Annotated in this window: 15 protein-coding genes; 6 read left to right on the top strand and 9 right to left on the bottom strand. The window is 64.7% G+C overall.

Translation table 11 applies throughout. The annotated features are described in order from the left end of the window. Nucleotides 1–8 precede the first annotated feature (8 nt). Nucleotides 9–1238, bottom strand: a complete 1230-nt coding sequence (locus VGM71_RS17325; protein WP_331547478.1) for an NAD(P)/FAD-dependent oxidoreductase — start codon at nucleotides 1236–1238, stop codon at nucleotides 9–11. Between the two features lie 74 nt (nucleotides 1239–1312). Here VGM71_RS17325 and VGM71_RS17320 point away from each other — a divergent pair, with 74 nt between their 5' ends. Further along, complete coding sequence (locus tag VGM71_RS17320) at nucleotides 1313–2167, top strand: alpha/beta hydrolase family protein (RefSeq protein WP_331547476.1); 855 nt, start codon at nucleotides 1313–1315, stop codon at nucleotides 2165–2167. 142 nt (nucleotides 2168–2309) lie between these two features. Here the strand turns inward: VGM71_RS17320 and VGM71_RS17315 are convergent, their stop codons facing one another. After that, nucleotides 2310–2969, bottom strand: coding sequence for a DUF1353 domain-containing protein (locus VGM71_RS17315; RefSeq protein WP_331547474.1), 660 nt, complete (start codon nucleotides 2967–2969; stop codon nucleotides 2310–2312). Nucleotides 2970–2986: 17 nt separating this feature from the next. Then, nucleotides 2987–3427, bottom strand: coding sequence for a hypothetical protein (locus tag VGM71_RS17310; protein WP_331547472.1), 441 nt, complete (start codon nucleotides 3425–3427; stop codon nucleotides 2987–2989). A 232-nt stretch (nucleotides 3428–3659) separates the two neighbouring features. Here VGM71_RS17310 and VGM71_RS17305 point away from each other — a divergent pair, with 232 nt between their 5' ends. Both VGM71_RS17305 and VGM71_RS17300 read left to right on the top strand, forming a co-directional pair. Continuing rightward, entirely contained in the window at nucleotides 3660–4319 is a 660-nt protein-coding gene (locus VGM71_RS17305) for a glutathione S-transferase family protein (RefSeq protein WP_331547471.1), read from the top strand. A gap of 17 nt (nucleotides 4320–4336) precedes the next feature. Continuing rightward, nucleotides 4337–5047, top strand: a complete 711-nt coding sequence (locus tag VGM71_RS17300) for a DUF899 family protein (protein ID WP_331547469.1) — start codon at nucleotides 4337–4339, stop codon at nucleotides 5045–5047. Between the two features lie 61 nt (nucleotides 5048–5108). Here VGM71_RS17300 and VGM71_RS17295 read toward each other — a convergent pair whose 3' ends face one another. From VGM71_RS17295 to VGM71_RS17285, 3 genes are all read right to left on the bottom strand, one after another. Beyond that, on the bottom strand, nucleotides 5109–5375 hold the full coding sequence (locus VGM71_RS17295; RefSeq protein WP_331547467.1) for a DksA/TraR family C4-type zinc finger protein: 267 nt from the start codon (nucleotides 5373–5375) through the stop codon (nucleotides 5109–5111). A gap of 76 nt (nucleotides 5376–5451) precedes the next feature. Beyond that, entirely contained in the window at nucleotides 5452–6804 is a 1353-nt protein-coding gene (locus VGM71_RS17290; protein ID WP_331547465.1) for an alpha-L-fucosidase, read from the bottom strand. A 101-nt stretch (nucleotides 6805–6905) separates the two neighbouring features. After that, nucleotides 6906–7055, bottom strand: coding sequence for a hypothetical protein (locus VGM71_RS17285; protein WP_331547463.1), 150 nt, complete (start codon nucleotides 7053–7055; stop codon nucleotides 6906–6908). Between the two features lie 116 nt (nucleotides 7056–7171). Between VGM71_RS17285 and VGM71_RS17280 the strand changes: the two genes are divergently transcribed. Beyond that, nucleotides 7172–8722 (top strand): DHA2 family efflux MFS transporter permease subunit, encoded by a 1551-nt coding sequence (locus VGM71_RS17280; protein ID WP_331547461.1) that lies wholly within the window; start codon nucleotides 7172–7174, stop codon nucleotides 8720–8722. Here the strand turns inward: VGM71_RS17280 and VGM71_RS17275 are convergent. Beyond that, on the bottom strand, nucleotides 8703–9638 hold the full coding sequence (locus VGM71_RS17275; RefSeq protein ID WP_331547459.1) for a fimbrial protein: 936 nt from the start codon (nucleotides 9636–9638) through the stop codon (nucleotides 8703–8705). The genes VGM71_RS17280 and VGM71_RS17275 overlap by 20 nt on opposite strands. Nucleotides 9639–9779: 141 nt before the next feature. On the opposite strand from VGM71_RS17275, the gene ligD reads away from it, so the two are divergent. Continuing rightward, nucleotides 9780–12338: a DNA ligase D gene (gene ligD / locus VGM71_RS17270; protein WP_331547457.1), complete on the top strand. Its 2559-nt coding sequence runs from the start codon at nucleotides 9780–9782 to the stop codon at nucleotides 12336–12338. A 41-nt stretch (nucleotides 12339–12379) separates the two neighbouring features. After that, nucleotides 12380–13288 (top strand): acyltransferase, encoded by a 909-nt coding sequence (locus VGM71_RS17265; protein WP_331547455.1) that lies wholly within the window; start codon nucleotides 12380–12382, stop codon nucleotides 13286–13288. Nucleotides 13289–13377: 89 nt separating this feature from the next. On the opposite strand, the gene bla is transcribed toward VGM71_RS17265, so the two are convergent. Both bla and VGM71_RS17255 read right to left on the bottom strand, forming a co-directional pair. Beyond that, nucleotides 13378–14172 carry a subclass B3 metallo-beta-lactamase gene (bla, locus tag VGM71_RS17260; protein WP_331547453.1) on the bottom strand — a complete coding sequence of 265 codons (795 nt, stop codon included), beginning with the start codon at nucleotides 14170–14172 and terminating at the stop codon, nucleotides 13378–13380. An 88-nt stretch (nucleotides 14173–14260) separates the two neighbouring features. Next, the gene (locus VGM71_RS17255) at nucleotides 14261–15352 is read right to left on the bottom strand and encodes a PepSY-associated TM helix domain-containing protein (protein ID WP_331547451.1); all 1092 of its coding nucleotides are present in this window, start codon (nucleotides 15350–15352) and stop codon (nucleotides 14261–14263) included. Nucleotide 15353: the final 1 nt, after the last annotated feature.

The raw sequence follows: 15353 nt of genomic DNA, 5'->3' as shown, positions 1-15353 counted from the left end.
GCGGCTCCTTATCCCGGATCCGCGGAGGTTAGCGGTCCATCCTCCGCACGTGCGAGTATGGATCGTCCCTGGTTTGGCAGGAACAGTTCTCCGGTAAGGATGCTGGACATGGGCCCGCGCGCGCCGGGCATGCGCCCCATGGGACCGAAGAGCAGGTCGCGGCACCGGCCCAGCGACGTGAGGTCGGACTGGAACAGGGGCGTCAGCCAACGGCTGATGCGCTGGTACATGCGTACATGCGCATGGCGCTCACGGCGATACGCATCCAGCACCGAATCCAGGTCGCCGTGTGCGGCCAACGCATCGGCAAGCGCGGCGGCATCCAGAAGAGCCATGTTCACGCCCTGGCCGAGTTGTGGACTCATCGCATGTGCCGCATCCCCGACCACCACCATCCGGCCGTGCTGCGGACGACCCAGGACGACATCGCGATAGCGCGCCTTGTGTAGCTGTTCCGTGTGTTCGAGGTGGGCGATGTGCGGCACGAGTTCAGGCCAGATCGCCGCGATGCGCGTCTTCATGTCGGCTACGCCGGCGTCGTCGAGTCTGTCCACGGCGTCACCGGGAAGACTGTAGAAAAAGGTAAGCCAGCGACCGTCGTGTCCCGGCCTGGTTCCGACCGGAAGCATGCCGATCATCGACTGCGTGCCGGCGTAACGCTGCAGCAGATGGGTCGACGACGGCCATTCGTCGATGCGCAGCAGGCACCAGATCGCACCCCAGGGGTAGAGCTTCTCGCGCCGCACATGCTTGCCGAAACCCGCGCGCAATACCGAATGGGAACCATCGGCCGCGATCACGAGGTCGTAGGGCCCATACACCTGGCCGGAGCTATCGCTGAGTGTATGCGCATCGGCGTCGTACCCGACGATCCGCGTACCGGTGCGAACCTGCGCGGATTCCGCGTGGGCACTCCGGAGCATCTCGAAAAGGGCACCGCGCGTCATGCCGATGCCGTAACAGCCGGGGCGGCGATCGCCATAGCGCATCGTCATCACCTTCCGGCCATGTGGGGTCGCCCCGTGCAGTTCGTCGATACGTTGGCCCAGCGCTTCCGTCTGGGCCAGCAGCCCCATGCGCTCCAACACGCCCAGTCCGGTAGGCTGGAGCAGAAAACCCGCGCCGACCGGCCCCAGTGTGGGACTCTGCTCGAAGACGGTGACATCGTGGCCCTGCCCCGATAAGAGGATGGCCGAGGCCTGCCCCGCCGTTCCATAGCCTGCGATCGCTACTCTCATTCCGCCTCCTTCGAGATGGGCTCGATCATAGTATCTTGGGAGACCGACGACTCGCGGCGCGTGGCGAACAGGCAATGAAGTTGATCAAGAGAACCATTTTTGCGATAGGTGCGCTTGCCCTTTGCTTCCTGCTATCGAAAGCAATCGCCATGGATACGGCCCCGACGGGGTTGCCCTCGGCGCAGCCTGATCCGATCAAGACGACGGCAGGGGTCCTCTACGCCGAGCTCTTCTCGCGCGAGCGGCAGGCCGACGTACGCACATTGATCGTCGTGCTCCACGGCGATGCCCCGAGCGGCTTCACGGACTACCAGTACGGCGTTGCCGAGCGGGCATCGGCCATGATCGAGCACTCGGCGGTCGTCGCGATACTCCGCCCCGGTTACGCAGACCGGGAGGGCCATCGATCCGACGGCGACCCGGGGTCGACGGTAGGCGACAGCTATACGGCCGACCGTATCGACACCGTGGCGGCTGCCATCGGGGTTCTGAAAACACAGTTTCCGCATGCGAAGGTGATCGTCGCAGGACATTCCGGCGGTGCCGCCGTCACCGCGAACCTGGCCGGCACGCATCCCGGCCTGTTCGATGGGATGCTGCTGGTGTCGTGCCCTTGCAACGTGCCACTCTGGCATGAGCACATGAAATCGCTGGTTGCCGCGGACTCGTGGTTACCGCACATCGAAAGTCTCGATCCCATGACCACCATCGCGCACGTCGCGCCCCGGCTCAAGGTCGCCATGGTCGTCGGCGATAAGGACAATGTCACTCCGCCGACGTTGTCACGAGCATACGCCGCCGCGCTGGCGAAGAGGCATGTCCGGACCGGCGTCCAGCTTGTACCGGGCGGCGATCACAATGTCTTCTCTACTGACCAAGTGCTCGCAGCATTGATGGCGCTCTCGGCCGGCCTTGAACCGACGCCGTAGACTTCGTGTCCCGTGAGATGTCGTAACTCTGACCCGAAAGTGCATGGCCGTGGCCTGCGCCGCCGTTCCATGGCCTGCGATCGCTCCTCCTTCGGACGCTCTCGGATGAGGCTCGATCATGGCACGCCATTTCTCTGGCGAACTAAGGGCCGAGGAACTGCGCCTCGATGTCCTCGACACTCAAGCTCCCCGCTGTTATTCGATTTTTGATCTCAGCGAAGTCCTGCTCAGAAAGGTCTGGCTTCGATTGTGGCGAGAAAGTGATTGTGGCAGGCGTGTCGTCAGGAAAGTTCGCGAGAATCGGGTTCTCTGCTGAAATCTTGTCCTCCAACCCGGGAAGGGCGACAAGCGCGCCGCTTCCATCACCGGGCAAAAAATTTCCATTTATAGCTTGCGCAACTTTTTGCCTCATGTTGGTTCCGGGCAGACCGATGACAGGAATAGCTCGCGTCCACCGAGGCCCTCCCGCCAGCACAGCCGCGTACATGATCTTCGCACGCACTATATCAACGCCGGAGGTGCGCATTGCTTCATAAAAAACGCGGTGGACGGCTTGCCACGGTTTGATGCGTTGGTCACAAGCTACATCGTGGATGACAGAAGCTTCACGGTACCTGCCTTCGAACGGCCCGCCGATGAATGGCCATGCCGGCCTGGGAATGGAAGCACCATCCACGACCGCTCCTTTCGGAGATACCCACGTGAGGTTGGCGGGATCCACGTAGGTGAAATCGGCTTCCAATCGCATCTCGCGCCCGTTGTCCAACCATGTTGCTATCACAGTACCGATATAGTGGGCCATGCTTCTTCCTCGTATGGTCACAAGACGGCGACGTCTGCGGCTTGCTCACTTCTACAGGGTGACTGGGTCCAGGTCGCTTGGAAAATAAACTTTCCTGGTGAGCGCTCGAAACTGGAAACCCATACAAGCGAATAGCCCTTCGCCAGTAATGTCTGCTGCTTCTGGATGAACTCATCGACCGTCAGGATGCTTCGCGCGTCGAAGCAAGCCGACCCGGAGGGCGCCCACTTCCCACGAAACCTTTCCTCTCCATCTGCGACCTTTCCCTCGATCGTGTACGGATATAGCCCCTTGGACTTTTCAGCCTCAAACTTCGCGTTGAAGTCCGATTTGCTCAACCACCCGACGTTGTCGATAGGTTTGTCACAGACATGACCGAAAGCGGAAAGTACTTCGCACCACCAGAAAGGCCTGGTGCTGCCGCCCACGATGCCTAGGATGGCCGCGACGATCGGCACTACGATTATGGCGAGCCTGTGATTGCGTGTTGTGTTCACCGAATGACCCTCAAGCAATGCAAGCGCCCAGCTAGCAAGTGCGGGTGAGAATACGCCGGAGCCCATTCTGGACACCTTCGGCCATCCGGCCGAACCACCGCTGATACATGTGCAAAAACGGTAGGAGGCTCATGTCGATTTTCGAGGTAACCGTTCGACGCTTAGTCAGTACCCCCCAAAACCGGTGATTCCGATGACCCTGAAGCTTTACGCCCATCCGTTCTCGTCCTACTGCCAGAAAGCCCTGATCACCCTCTACGAAAACGGCACGCCGTTCGAGTGGAAGATGCTTTCGCCGGAACACCCGGAGATTTACGCGGAGTTCGCCGAACTTTGGCCGCTGAAGCGATTCCCGGTACTGGTGGACGGCAAGCGCGCCATCACCGAGGCGACCTGCATCATCGAGTACCTCGACCTGTACCACCCGGGACCGGCGCCGATGCTCCCGAGGGATTCGAAGGAGGCGCTGGAGGTCCGGGGCATGGACCGCTTCTTCGACAACTACATTTCCACGCCCCAGCAGAAGATCGTTTTCAACGCGATGCGCCAGGAGGGCCAGCGCGATCCGCATGGCGTGGCCGAAGCCCGGGGAATGCTGGAGCTGGCTTATGCCTGGCTGGACAGGTACATGGCCGGGCGCGAATGGGCCGCCCTTGACCGCTTCACCCTGGCCGACTGCGGTGCGGCTCCGTTCCTCTTCTACGCCGACTGGACTCACGCCATCGATGCACGCTTCGAACACGTGCATGCGTATCGTCGGCGACTTCTTGCCCGCCCTTCGTTCGCACGCGCCGTCGACGAGGCCCGGCCTTTCCGTTCGTTCTTCCCTCTCGGCGCCCCCGACCGCGACTGATCGCAGGAGATAGTCGAATGAGCAGCCAACCCCTTGTACCCGCCGCTGAGCTGGCGGCCCGCAGCACGTTTCGCATGCCCAACGAGAGTGCCGAGTACCGCAAGGCGCGCACGTCCCTGCTGGCGGAAGAGATCGAGCTACGCCGGCATATCGAGCGCGTGGCGGAGATGCGCCGCGCCCTGCCGCCCGGCGGCGAAGTGCGCGGCGACTACCGCTTCGTCGGCGTGGACGGCCCGGTGGACCTCACCGGGTTGTTCGGCGAAAAATCCACCCTCGTCACGTACAGCTGGATGTTCGGGCCGCAGCGCGAACGTCCCTGCCCCATGTGCACCTCGTTGCTCAGCGCCTGGGACGGCGAGGCGCGCGACATCGAGCAGAACACGGCGCTGGCGGTCATTTCACGCTCGCCCATCGAACGCATGGTGGCGTTCGCGACGGAGCGCGGCTGGCGCCACCTGAAGCTCTACTCGGACGCCAACGGCAACTTCAGCCGCGACTACTTCGCCCTCGACAAGGACGGTGGCGACGAGCCGGCCTTCAATGTCTTCACCCGCCACGACGGCACGATCCGGCACTTCTGGGCCGGCGAGATGGACGGCAATACGATGGACCCGGGACAGGACCCGCGGGGTGCACCCGACCTGATGCCACTGTGGACGGTGATCGACTGCCTGCCGCAGGGGCGCTCACCCAAGTGGTACCCGAGCCTGGAATATCCGGCGCCCTAGCGACGCCCGCAGAGCCCTTGCCGGCGAGGGTGAAGCAGGCACCGTCGACGCGGCCGACCGGTCACCGCAGCTGGCTATCCTTGCTGCCCCGCCGGTTATAGCCGCTGAAACGGGCTTCCTCACGGTCTGCCTCTTCCTGGCAGACCACGCACAGTCTCACGCCCGGCACGGCCTTGCGCCGCGCTTCCGGGATCGACTTGTCGCATTCCTCGCAGCGTTCGAGGCTTGGCCCCTTCGCCATGCGGCTGCGCGCACGCTTCACCGCGTCGTCCACGGTGGCGTCGATCTGGTCTTGTACGGCGGTATCGCCCGCCCATCCGGTTGCCATAGTGGGATAGATAGTGGCAAGCCATTGGTTTTAAAGGCGTGACGGGACCGTGGTCCCGGTCCCCGAGAAGCGCGTCCTACAGGGGTTCTTCGTACAGGCCGAATTCGGCGATGCCGGGCTGCTTGCCTTTCAATGTGAGGCGAACGCGCGTTGCCGTCGTGCCGGGGACTGAGTGGAACTGGTAGGACGACGGTTTCGTGCCGGCGACGAGCTCCTTCCAGCCGCTGCCGTCACCCACCTCAACCTTATAAGAAGCAATACGGCTCGCGTCGCCATAGCCTTCGGCATGCAGGGGCTCCACGATCGACAGCGTGTTGAACGATACGGGCGCATCGAACCGCACTTCGATCCATGCCTCTTCCTTTCCCCGGTCGGCCAGCCAGTAGCTGCGGAAGTTGTCGTCGAAGGCCTGGTCGGGGCCCACGGCTTCGTCGCTCGCGCTGGCCCACGCGGGTTTGCCAGCCGCAAGGTCGGGCGTGGTGATCGTCACGGACCGGCCGATCTTCGACGCAGGGCCCGTGTTCTTCCAGAGCCGGCCAATCTCCGCGAGGCGCGCCACCGCGTTGTCGTCGAAACGGCCATCGCGGTTCGGCGCCACGTTGAGGATGAGGTTGCAGTGGTTCTCGTTGAAGGGCTTCAGCCAGTCCTCGACGATGGTCTGCGCCGAGGCGAGTTCCGCCGTGGGATAGGCTTTCTTCCAGAACCAGTCGCTTTGCAGCGTGGTGCCGGATTGCGACGGTACAGGGCTGTCCGGTGGGATCTTCTGGCCCGCATGCTGCTCGTACTGCTTGATGTCCGTGTAATACAGCGCCGTACCCGGATAGCTGCCCGCGTTGTGATCGGTAAGCAGGCAGTCGGGTTGCAGCGACTTCACCAGGTCGTAGATCTGGCGATACGGCAGTTCCGCATAGGAGATGCGCGACCACGAGGCGTTCCAGCCATCGAGGATCAAGGCCGTGAGCGGGCCGTAATTCGTCAGCAGCTCAGTGATCTGCGCCTTGATGAGCGCGATCTTCTCCGGCGTGACCGTTCGTGCGCGGATGTCCTGGCGGAGGTCCAGGATCGAGAAATAAAGGCAGACCTTGAGCCCCGCCTTGCGGAACGAATCCACGTAGCGCCGCACCACGTCGCGCGGGAACGAGGACTGCATGACGTTCGCGCTGCCCGTCTTCGTCGGCCACAGGCAGAAGCCGTCGTGGTGCTTCGTGGTCAGGCAGGCGTAGCCCATGTTGGCGGACTTCGCTGCGCGGGCCCATTGGTCCGTATCGAGGTGCTTTGGATCGAACAGCTTCGGGGACAACGTAGGGTCGCCCCATTCGCGCTCTTCGAACGTGGCCATGTTCAAGTGGATGAACATCCCGAAGCGCAGGTCGAGGAAGCCTTGCTGCAAGGATTGAAGCCGTTCCGGATCCACTGCCACATGCCGCATCGGCGGCGCCGGCGACGTTGCCGGAAGCGCCCTCACCGTGGGCCATATGCCGCTGCCTAATGTGCCCGCTGCCGCCAGCGCCTTCGCGAATTCCCGTCGATTCAATGGACCGCTCCGGCATCGTCGCGCAGCGGCTTGTGCTGGGGATCGCCCGAGCCCGTGGTCACGGGCTCTTCGGGCCTGGAACCCTCGTCATGGGTGGGATCGCCTGAGCCGGTGGTGGGATCGTCATAGGTCTCGCGCTCTTTCATGGGCCTCGCCTCCATCGTAAGTAACTGAGTGTGACGTAAAAACCGTTCAGGCGACGTCATGCCGCACCTGTCGCGTGCAAGGCGCGCCAGCCCGCAAAGCGGTAGGCTCGTCGATCATGACCTCGACCACCCCAGTTCCCCCCGACGCCGTCGCCGAGGACGAAGCCGTCGAGTGCAGCGAATCGGCTCGCCGCTGGACGCTCGTCGCGGCTATTGTCGGTTCGGGCATGGCCTTCGTCGACGGCACCATCGTCAATGTGGCGCTGCCGGCCATCCAGCAGGCGCTGGATGCCACGACGGCGGACGCGCAATGGGTGATGGAATCGTACGCGCTGTTGCTCTCGGCCCTGCTCCTGGTGGGCGGCGTGCTGGGCGACCGTTTCGGCCGGCGGCGCGTGTTCGTCATCGGCACGGTGGTGTTCACGCTGGCCTCGATCGCGTGTGCCGTTTCACCGACTATCGAGACGCTTATCGGCGCCCGCGCGATACAAGGCTTCGGCGCCGCCTTGCTCGTGCCTGGCAGCCTCGCCCTGATCAGCAGCGCCTATCCCAAGGAACGCCGCGGTGCGGCGATCGGCACGTGGTCGGCGTTCAGCGGTGTCACGGCGGGCGCGGGGCCGGTGATTGGTGGTTACCTGGTCGAGCACATATCGTGGCATTGGGCCTTCCTGATCAACCTGCCGCTGGGCATTGCCCTGGTGGCCGTCTGCCTGTGGCGCGTGCCCGAAAGCCACGGCGCCCATGCAGGCCGGCTGGACCTGGGCGGCGCGCTTCTTGCCACGATGGGACTTACCGGTGTGGTGTTCGCGCTCATCGAGGCGCCGCAGGAAGGATGGGCGGCGGTTTCGGTCCTCATCGCCGCGGGCGTGGGCGTCGCGGGCCTGGTGGCCTTCGTCCTGGTGGAGCATCGCTCCCCGGCACCGATGCTTCCCCTTTCGCTGTTTCGCAACCGCGATTTCTCGGCGGCAAACGTGCTTACCCTGCTGCTCTACGCCGCGCTCGGCGGCAGCCTGTTCTTCGTGCCGCTCAATTTCATCCAGGTACAGGGGTATGGCGCCACCGCTGCCGGCGCGTCGCTCCTGCCGATCATCGTGATCATGTTCTCGCTGTCGCGCTGGACGGGACAGCTGGTGGATCGCGTCGGCGCGAAACTGCCGCTGGTCGTGGGGCCGGTCATCGCCGCCGCCGGCTTTGTCCTGTATGCCGTGCCCGGCGTGCGCGACAACTACTGGACCACGTTTTTCCCGGCCAGCTGCGTGCTCGGCCTCGGCATGAGCATCGTGGTGGCGCCCCTCACCACCACGGTCATGAATGCCTTGCCGCCGAGTCTGGCGGGCACTGCCTCGGGCGTGAACAACGCGGTGGCACGCGCGGCGGGCCTGCTCGCCATCGCTGTGTTCGGCGCCATCCTGGCGCAAGCGTTCAACACGACGCTCGACGCCCGTCTTGCCGACCTGGCCCTGCCCGGCGATGTCGTCAACCAGGTCGCTGCGCAGAAGGCCAAGATGGCCGGCATCCAGATGGCGGACCCGGCGGCCCGGCGCGCCATCGACGATGCCTTCGTGGCGGGCTTTCGCGCGGTGATGCTGGTTTCGGCGGGACTCGCGGTGCTGTCAGCGATTGTCGCCGCCTTCACCCTTCGCGGTTTCAGCGGTAAGCGACGTTGACGGTGATGCTCGTATTCGCCGACCCAGGCGCCAGCGGCCTGCCGGTGTGGCGGTACCGCGCGCGAAACCCATAACTGCGACTCTCGACCGGGGCAGGAAGGATCAGCGGTACGGGGCTGTTCGGGATGGCCTGCTCGTCCGGGTCGTCTTTGCGAACTTCCACCGCGACACCCCTGGCGGCATCGCTTCCTTGAAGCTTGAACAGCGATGGGTTGGCCTCGTCGGCGGTGCCGGCGAAGGTCATCAGCATCTGGGTGGCGTCGCGGCAACCCGTGGATACCAGCTGCTGGGTGGCCCAATGGCTATGGCCCTGGGCCGCGAGAACACCACCGTCGACCCTGCCAAGGTTGAATACCACGCGCTTCGACAGGAACGCGCAGGTGGGGTGTGGCGGCTCGATGCGGGTATCCAGCAGATCGACCCATACCTGGACGCGTCCGTCGTAGCCGGCGCGCGCCAGGGTACCTGTCTGCAATGCGCCGCCTTTCCCTAAGGGGCCCGTTTTTAAGAGTTCCACCCTGAAGTGCGCGTTGGGCAGCGGGTTGCTCAGGAATATCCAGTTGGCGTACGTGTTTTCAGGTACGAGCCGGCCCGACCCGTGGAATGAAACCCGCACACCGACGCCTGGCACATTGGTTTCGTAGATGCCGTTACCCAGGGCGCTCGGGGTGGCGAAAATGCCCAGGGTGGATGTGAGCGTGGGGTACTTGCATTTGAATTTCGCCGGTGTCCACGGTGGGGAATCCTTCACGGCCAGCACGTCGTTCGGCCGTGCATCGGAAGGGACTTTGACGAGACCGAAGGAAATGACCTGTGCTGTTCCCTGTGAGGGATGCGACAGGCAACCCGCCTGCACCGTATCGCTGCACAGGAGGAGAACAGCGATGAAACAGCCTGACAGGGCGTGCGAAGGCATGACGGTGGCATCCTGGCGTGGGGTTGGTCCAGAGTGTGACGCTGCGCCTTTCACCGACCCATACGACCATTCTGAAAGTGCGATGACAGCGTCGCCCCACACTGCACGGCGCGTTCACCCACCCTCGCCAACCATCCCGCCATGAGCCTCCAGGATTACCGTCGCAAGCGAAACTTCGCGAAGACACGCGAGCCGGCGCCGGACGACTCCGCGCCGGGTGGAAGCCGCGCCATCTTCGTCGTGCAGCTTCACCATGCCTCGCGTCGACACTTCGACTTTCGCCTGCAAGTGGGCGACGTGCTGCGCAGCTGGGCGGTGCCCAAGGGCCCCAGCTACGATCCGAAGGTGAAGCGACTCGCGGTGGAGGTCGAAGACCACCCGGTGTCGTACGCCAGCTTCGAAGGCGACATCGAAGAGGGCTACGGCAAAGGCCACGTGGATCTGTTCGACCGCGGCGTATGGGCCACCCGCGGCGACCCCGAGGCCCAGCTTCGTAAAGGACACCTTGAGTTCGAACTGTTCGGTCAACGCCTCAAGGGCAACTGGCACCTCGTGCGCGGCGCGAAGAAGGAGCGCCAGCCGGCCTGGTTTCTCATCAAGGCGGAGGACGCCTATGCCGGCGATGTGGAAGCGGACGACCTGCTCGACGCGAAGATGCGCGAGAGCACCCGCCGGGCCGCGACCACGCCAGGCCTGCGCGCCGCCGCGAAGAAATCCACCTCGCGAAAGAAGGCGCCTCCAAGAACGCGGCGGGTCCCGATAGCGACACTGGTGAAGGCAGCTGCCGGCCTGAAGGGTGCCCGCAAGATGAAGCCGGACAATGCGTTCTTCGCACCCCAGCTGGCCAGGCTCCGCGAAACGCCGCCGCAGGGCGACGACTGGGTGCACGAAGTGAAATGGGACGGTTACCGCATCCTCACCGGCATCGCCGGCGGCGAAGTACTGCTGTGGTCGCGCAATGCCCTGCCCTGGAACGAGCGCGCGCCCGAGATCGCCCAGGCCATCGACGCATTGGGCCTCGACAGCGCACGCCTCGACGGCGAACTGATCGCCCTGGACGCCGAGGGCCGGAGCGACTTCAATGCCCTTCAGCGCACGCTCTCGGGTGAGGCGCAGGCGCCCCTGGTCTACATGCTCTTCGACATCCCTTACCTGCAGGGCTACGACCTCTCGCGTACCTCGCTGGTGGAACGCAAGGTGCTGCTCGAGCGTCTGCTGGCACATGCCCCGCCCCACCTGTCCTACAGCTCGCACAACGTCGGCCATGGCGACGACGTCTTCGCCATGGCGATGGAGCAGAAGCTCGAGGGCATCATTTCCAAGCGCGCGGATGGCGCGTACCACAGCGGCCGCGGCGACGACTGGCAGAAGATCAAGCGTCTCGAGAGCGACGAGTTCGCGGTGGTCGGGTACACGCCCGCGAAAGGTTCGCGGCTGTCCTTCGGCTCCCTTCTGCTCGCGAAGCCTGACAAGCGCGGCGGCTGGACCTATGTCGGCCGTGTCGGCACGGGCTTTACCGACGAGATGCTCCGGGAACTGGGCACGACACTCACAAAGGGTGGGACGAAGAAGCCGACGGTACGCATCGACGCGGTGGACCCGATGCTGCGTGGCGCACTCTGGGTACCGCCGACCGTCGTGGCCGAGGTGTATTACCGGGGCATTGGAAACAAGGATTTGCTCCGCCAGCCAAGCCTGAAGACCTTGCGCGTCGACAAGTCGCCTGCCGACCTGCGCGATTCCGATCGCGCGGGGCCGGCGCCTGCCGGGAAGACCGCCCGCGGATCGAAAAAGGCTCCGTCGACGAACGCCGATGCCGATGCCGATGCGATCGTCATCACGCATCCCAGCCGCGTGGTCTTTCCCGACGACGGCATCACCAAACAGGACGTGGTGGACTACTACCGTGCCGTGATGCCATGGATGCTGCCCACGATTGCCGACCGGCCCACGTCGACCATTCGCTGCCCAGGCGGCATCGGCGCGCAGTGTTTCTTCCAGAAGCACGTGATGGCAGGCCTGGAGCACGTAGGCACCGCGAAGCTGAAGGAAGAGACCGGCGCCCAGGCGGTGTATCTCTACCCGCGTGACGAGGCCGGGCTGATCGAACTGGTGCAATTCGGCGCCGTGGAATTCCATCCCTGGGGCTCGCACGTGGACACACCCGATGTCGCCGATAGGGTGGTCTTTGACCTCGATCCCGGCGAGGACGTGGAATGGCCGCGCGTGGTCGCCGCGGCACGCATGGTGCGCGGCTTGCTCGACGAGCTTGGGCTCGCCTCGTTCGTCCGTACCACCGGGGGCAAGGGCCTGCACGTGGTCGTGCCGCTGAATCCCGGCGCGGACTGGGACACGGTGAAGAGCTTCGCCCGTGGCTTCGCCGAAGCCATGGCGGCCATGCACCCGCTGGAATTCGTCTCTACCGCGACGAAACGCTTCCGCCGCGGCAAAATCTACGTGGATTACCTGCGCAATGGCCGGGGCGCCACGGCGGTGGCATCGTATTCGCTTCGCTCCCGCCCGGGGGCACCGGTGGCGGTGCCGTTGCGCTGGGAGGAACTGGGCAAGATCAAATCCGGTAGCGCCTTCGATCTTCGCAGCGTGCCCAAGCGCCTGGCCCGCCTGAAGAAGGACCCCTGGGAGGGTATCGGCAAGGTCAAACAGGACCTGGCCGCGGTAAACGAGAAGCTGGGGGCATGACGGGCCTGTAGACTGCGGCATCCATCCCTGGCTTGCCACGCATGCTCGCACCCCTGCCCCTCTTCCTGCGCGTTCCGCTCGTCTGCATGCTGCTCCTGGTCAGCACCTTTGTTCACGTGCTGCTGGTGCTCGCACTGACGCTGCTGCGGCTGATTCTTCCCATCGCGCCCGTGCAGCGAGGCATAGGGGCCGCACTCGTGTGGATCGCGGAGAGTTGGCTGAGTATCAATGGCTGGCTGTTCGGCGTGTTCACCCGCACGCGCTGGGTGGTCGAGGGCCTCGAAGGCCTCGCACTGCACGAGAATTTCCTTATCGTATGCAATCACCAGAGTTGGGTGGACATTCCCGCCCTGCAGAAGGTGTTCAACCGGCGCATTCCCTTCATGCGCTTCTTCCTGAAAAGCCAGCTCATCTGGGTGCCGTTGCTGGGACCAGCATGGTGGGCGCTGGATTTCCCCTTCATGAAGCGGCATTCGCGCCAGGAACGGGAGGCGCGTCCGGCACTGCGCGGCAAGGATCGCGAGGCGACGCGACGCGCCTGCGAGAAATTCCGCCACCTGCCCGTTTCGATCATGAACTTCACCGAAGGCACGCGATTCACGAAGGCCAAGCACGACGCACAGGAATCGCCGTACACGCATCTGCTGAAGCCGAGGGCCGGAGGCATGGCCTTCGTGATCGATGCGATGGGAGATGCGATCCGCGACATGCTCGACGTGACCATCGTGTACCCGGACGGGCCGGGTACGGCGATGGACATGCTGGCGGGACGCATTCGCGAGGTTCGCATCCACGTGCGACGGCTGCCGATTCCGCCGTCGCTGCGTGGGGATTACGAGAACGATCCGGCGTTCCGAGAGCGGTTCCAGGGCTGGGTGAACGACCTCTGGACGGAGAAGGACGCGCGGGTCGGAGCGATGATAGCCGAGCGCGCAGGCCCCACGCCGTAGGAGCGCGCCCTGCGCGCGACAGGTTTTAGCGAGGTGCAACAGGTCCTGCGGCGCTTGGCCTCAAAGGCTGTCGCGCGCAGGGCGCGCTCCTACCGGGAAGCTTCCTTGGCCAGCTGCTTGTCGAGCCGCTTGCGGCCATCGTCCGCATAGCTCTTGCAGGTCTTGCCGACAGCCTGCTCCGGGTGCGGTGCTACCAGGATGTCGCAGGGCAGGGCTGCCACGCGGTCGAAGGTCTTGCGGAAGGCCGCGACGAATGCCGGATGATCGCTGTAACGATAGCCGCCGGCCGCTAGCGCTGAAAGGCTGTCGACGTAGGCGATGGACTTGCAGACCTTGCCCTCGCAGGATTCCCACGTCCACGCCGTGCCGCCGGCCGTGTGTCCTGGCGTGATATGCGCCGTGATTGCCAGCGGGCCGATGCGCACCACCGTCCCCTCGGCAATGTCGCCTACCGCGTTCACCCCCGGAAACAGTTTCGCTTCGCCATGCTGGGGGTCGCTGGCGTCGTGACCGCCAAGACGAAGCTCCCGCGAGCCGGCGACCGTCGCACGTACCGTCGCGCCGCTGTCCTTCGCGAGGCCGGCGATACCGCCGGCATGATCGAAATGCGCGTGCGAATTGAGAATCACCTTAATGTCCTCAACGCGGAAACCGAGCTTGCGAATGCTTTCTTCGATCCGCGACACGTTTTCCTCGAGCGTGCCATCGATCAGCACATGGCCCTGCGGCGATGTGATGAGGACCGCCGAAATGCCCTTGGTACCTACGAAATAGGTGTTCCCGTAGATGACGTGCGGCTCTGCGGGTTGCGTCCAGGAGGCTGTATCGACGGCGAGGGCGGGCAGGGCGATGCAGGCGGCCAGGGCGAGAAGGGTGCGGCGCATGGGTTGGTTTCCTTTGCGGGGGCCGGCAGGATAGGCGCTGCCTGAGGGCAGAAGGACGTCCACTTTATGACTCGGCGCAGGCAAGTTCCTACCCTGAAATGGGGAACGTGTTGCGCCGCTGGCGGGCGCGCCAGAACAGGAAGCCCGTCACCAGCAGGAACATCGGCAGCGCGCCGGTGATGCATGCCGCGACGCGCCAGGCCATGCCGCCTACCGCAGCCGAATGGATCGGGAACAACGCATTGGCCAGGCGGCCGCCTGTGCCCAGTTTCGTCGCGTCGACGCCACCCAGTACCGTGGCGGTGGCAGGATTCATCCACAACGAGCTGCGGCCTGCCACGTTCCACTCACCGGGACGGCGAATGCGCAGCACCAGCGTCCCGTTGTCCTTCGACGGTAAGGTCAGGCGGGTGAGTTCCGCGTCCGGCGCCGCCGCTTGCGCCGCCGCGAGCACCGCGGGCCAATCGATCGCCGCATGCGAGGGCGCCGTCTTCGGCGGACGCGCCGGTGTGGGTTCGCCAAAGGCGGACGCCAGGCCGCTGCGCACGGCGCCGCGGTACGCCATGGTGGCGCCGGTACCGATCATCACGATCAGCAGGGGCAGGGCAACGACGCCGACGGAACGATGCAGGCTCGCCCAGCGCAGCACCGGCGGATTCGCATGCGGTTTCAGGTGCTTCAGCGCGCGCCGGCGACCTGGCCAGTAGAGCCACGCACCCGAGAACAGCATGAACAGCCCCGTGCATGCGACGAGACCGAGCACGGTCTCCCCGACGGGGCCGGACAACAAGTGGGTGTGCCAGTCGAGCAGCGTGAGCAGTCCATCGCTGGATGGGCTCCGGTGCAGCAGGAGCTCGCCGGTGTCCGCGTCGAAGTAGCTGCGATCGCCACCACGCTCCATCGCCCCCCACACGGGCAATTCGGCGTCGGGCACGGAAAACCCACGCGCCTTCTTGCCCTCGGGGGAAGCGAGGATCAGCTGCAGCGATCGCCCTTGCGTGGCGAGGTCCGGCAGCGGCCGGGCAACGAGTTCGGGATGTCCTGCCCGCAAGAGCGGCTGTTCCCACAACAGGACGCTGCCGGCGAGCGTGACAAGCGCCAGCAGGATACCGAGGCTGAGACCCAGCCACAGGTGCAGCATTTTCAGGGCATGGCGTACGCGGCGTGGCTGGGGCGTCATG

The organism is Luteibacter sp. (assembly GCF_036499525.1).
Lineage (GTDB): Bacteria > Pseudomonadota > Gammaproteobacteria > Xanthomonadales > Rhodanobacteraceae > Luteibacter.
The sequence above is the reverse complement of the archived record's forward strand: the minus strand, read 5'-3'. Positions and strand labels throughout refer to the sequence as shown.

Coding starts and splice junctions, on each gene's coding strand:
- VGM71_RS17325 (WP_331547478.1), bottom strand. CDS start 1,238: ATGAGAGTAGCGATCGCAGGCTATGGAACGGCGGGGCAGGCCTCGGCC.
- VGM71_RS17320 (WP_331547476.1), top strand. CDS start 1,313: ATGAAGTTGATCAAGAGAACCATTTTTGCGATAGGTGCGCTTGCCCTT.
- VGM71_RS17315 (WP_331547474.1), bottom strand. CDS start 2,969: ATGGCCCACTATATCGGTACTGTGATAGCAACATGGTTGGACAACGGG.
- VGM71_RS17305 (WP_331547471.1), top strand. CDS start 3,660: ATGACCCTGAAGCTTTACGCCCATCCGTTCTCGTCCTACTGCCAGAAA.
- VGM71_RS17300 (WP_331547469.1), top strand. CDS start 4,337: ATGAGCAGCCAACCCCTTGTACCCGCCGCTGAGCTGGCGGCCCGCAGC.
- VGM71_RS17295 (WP_331547467.1), bottom strand. CDS start 5,375: ATGGCAACCGGATGGGCGGGCGATACCGCCGTACAAGACCAGATCGAC.
- VGM71_RS17290 (WP_331547465.1), bottom strand. CDS start 6,804: ATGCGGCATGTGGCAGTGGATCCGGAACGGCTTCAATCCTTGCAGCAA.
- VGM71_RS17285 (WP_331547463.1), bottom strand. CDS start 7,055: ATGAAAGAGCGCGAGACCTATGACGATCCCACCACCGGCTCAGGCGAT.
- VGM71_RS17280 (WP_331547461.1), top strand. CDS start 7,172: ATGACCTCGACCACCCCAGTTCCCCCCGACGCCGTCGCCGAGGACGAA.
- VGM71_RS17275 (WP_331547459.1), bottom strand. CDS start 9,638: ATGCCTTCGCACGCCCTGTCAGGCTGTTTCATCGCTGTTCTCCTCCTG.
- ligD (WP_331547457.1), top strand. CDS start 9,780: ATGAGCCTCCAGGATTACCGTCGCAAGCGAAACTTCGCGAAGACACGC.
- VGM71_RS17265 (WP_331547455.1), top strand. CDS start 12,380: ATGCTCGCACCCCTGCCCCTCTTCCTGCGCGTTCCGCTCGTCTGCATG.
- bla (WP_331547453.1), bottom strand. CDS start 14,172: ATGCGCCGCACCCTTCTCGCCCTGGCCGCCTGCATCGCCCTGCCCGCC.
- VGM71_RS17255 (WP_331547451.1), bottom strand. CDS start 15,352: ATGACGCCCCAGCCACGCCGCGTACGCCATGCCCTGAAAATGCTGCAC.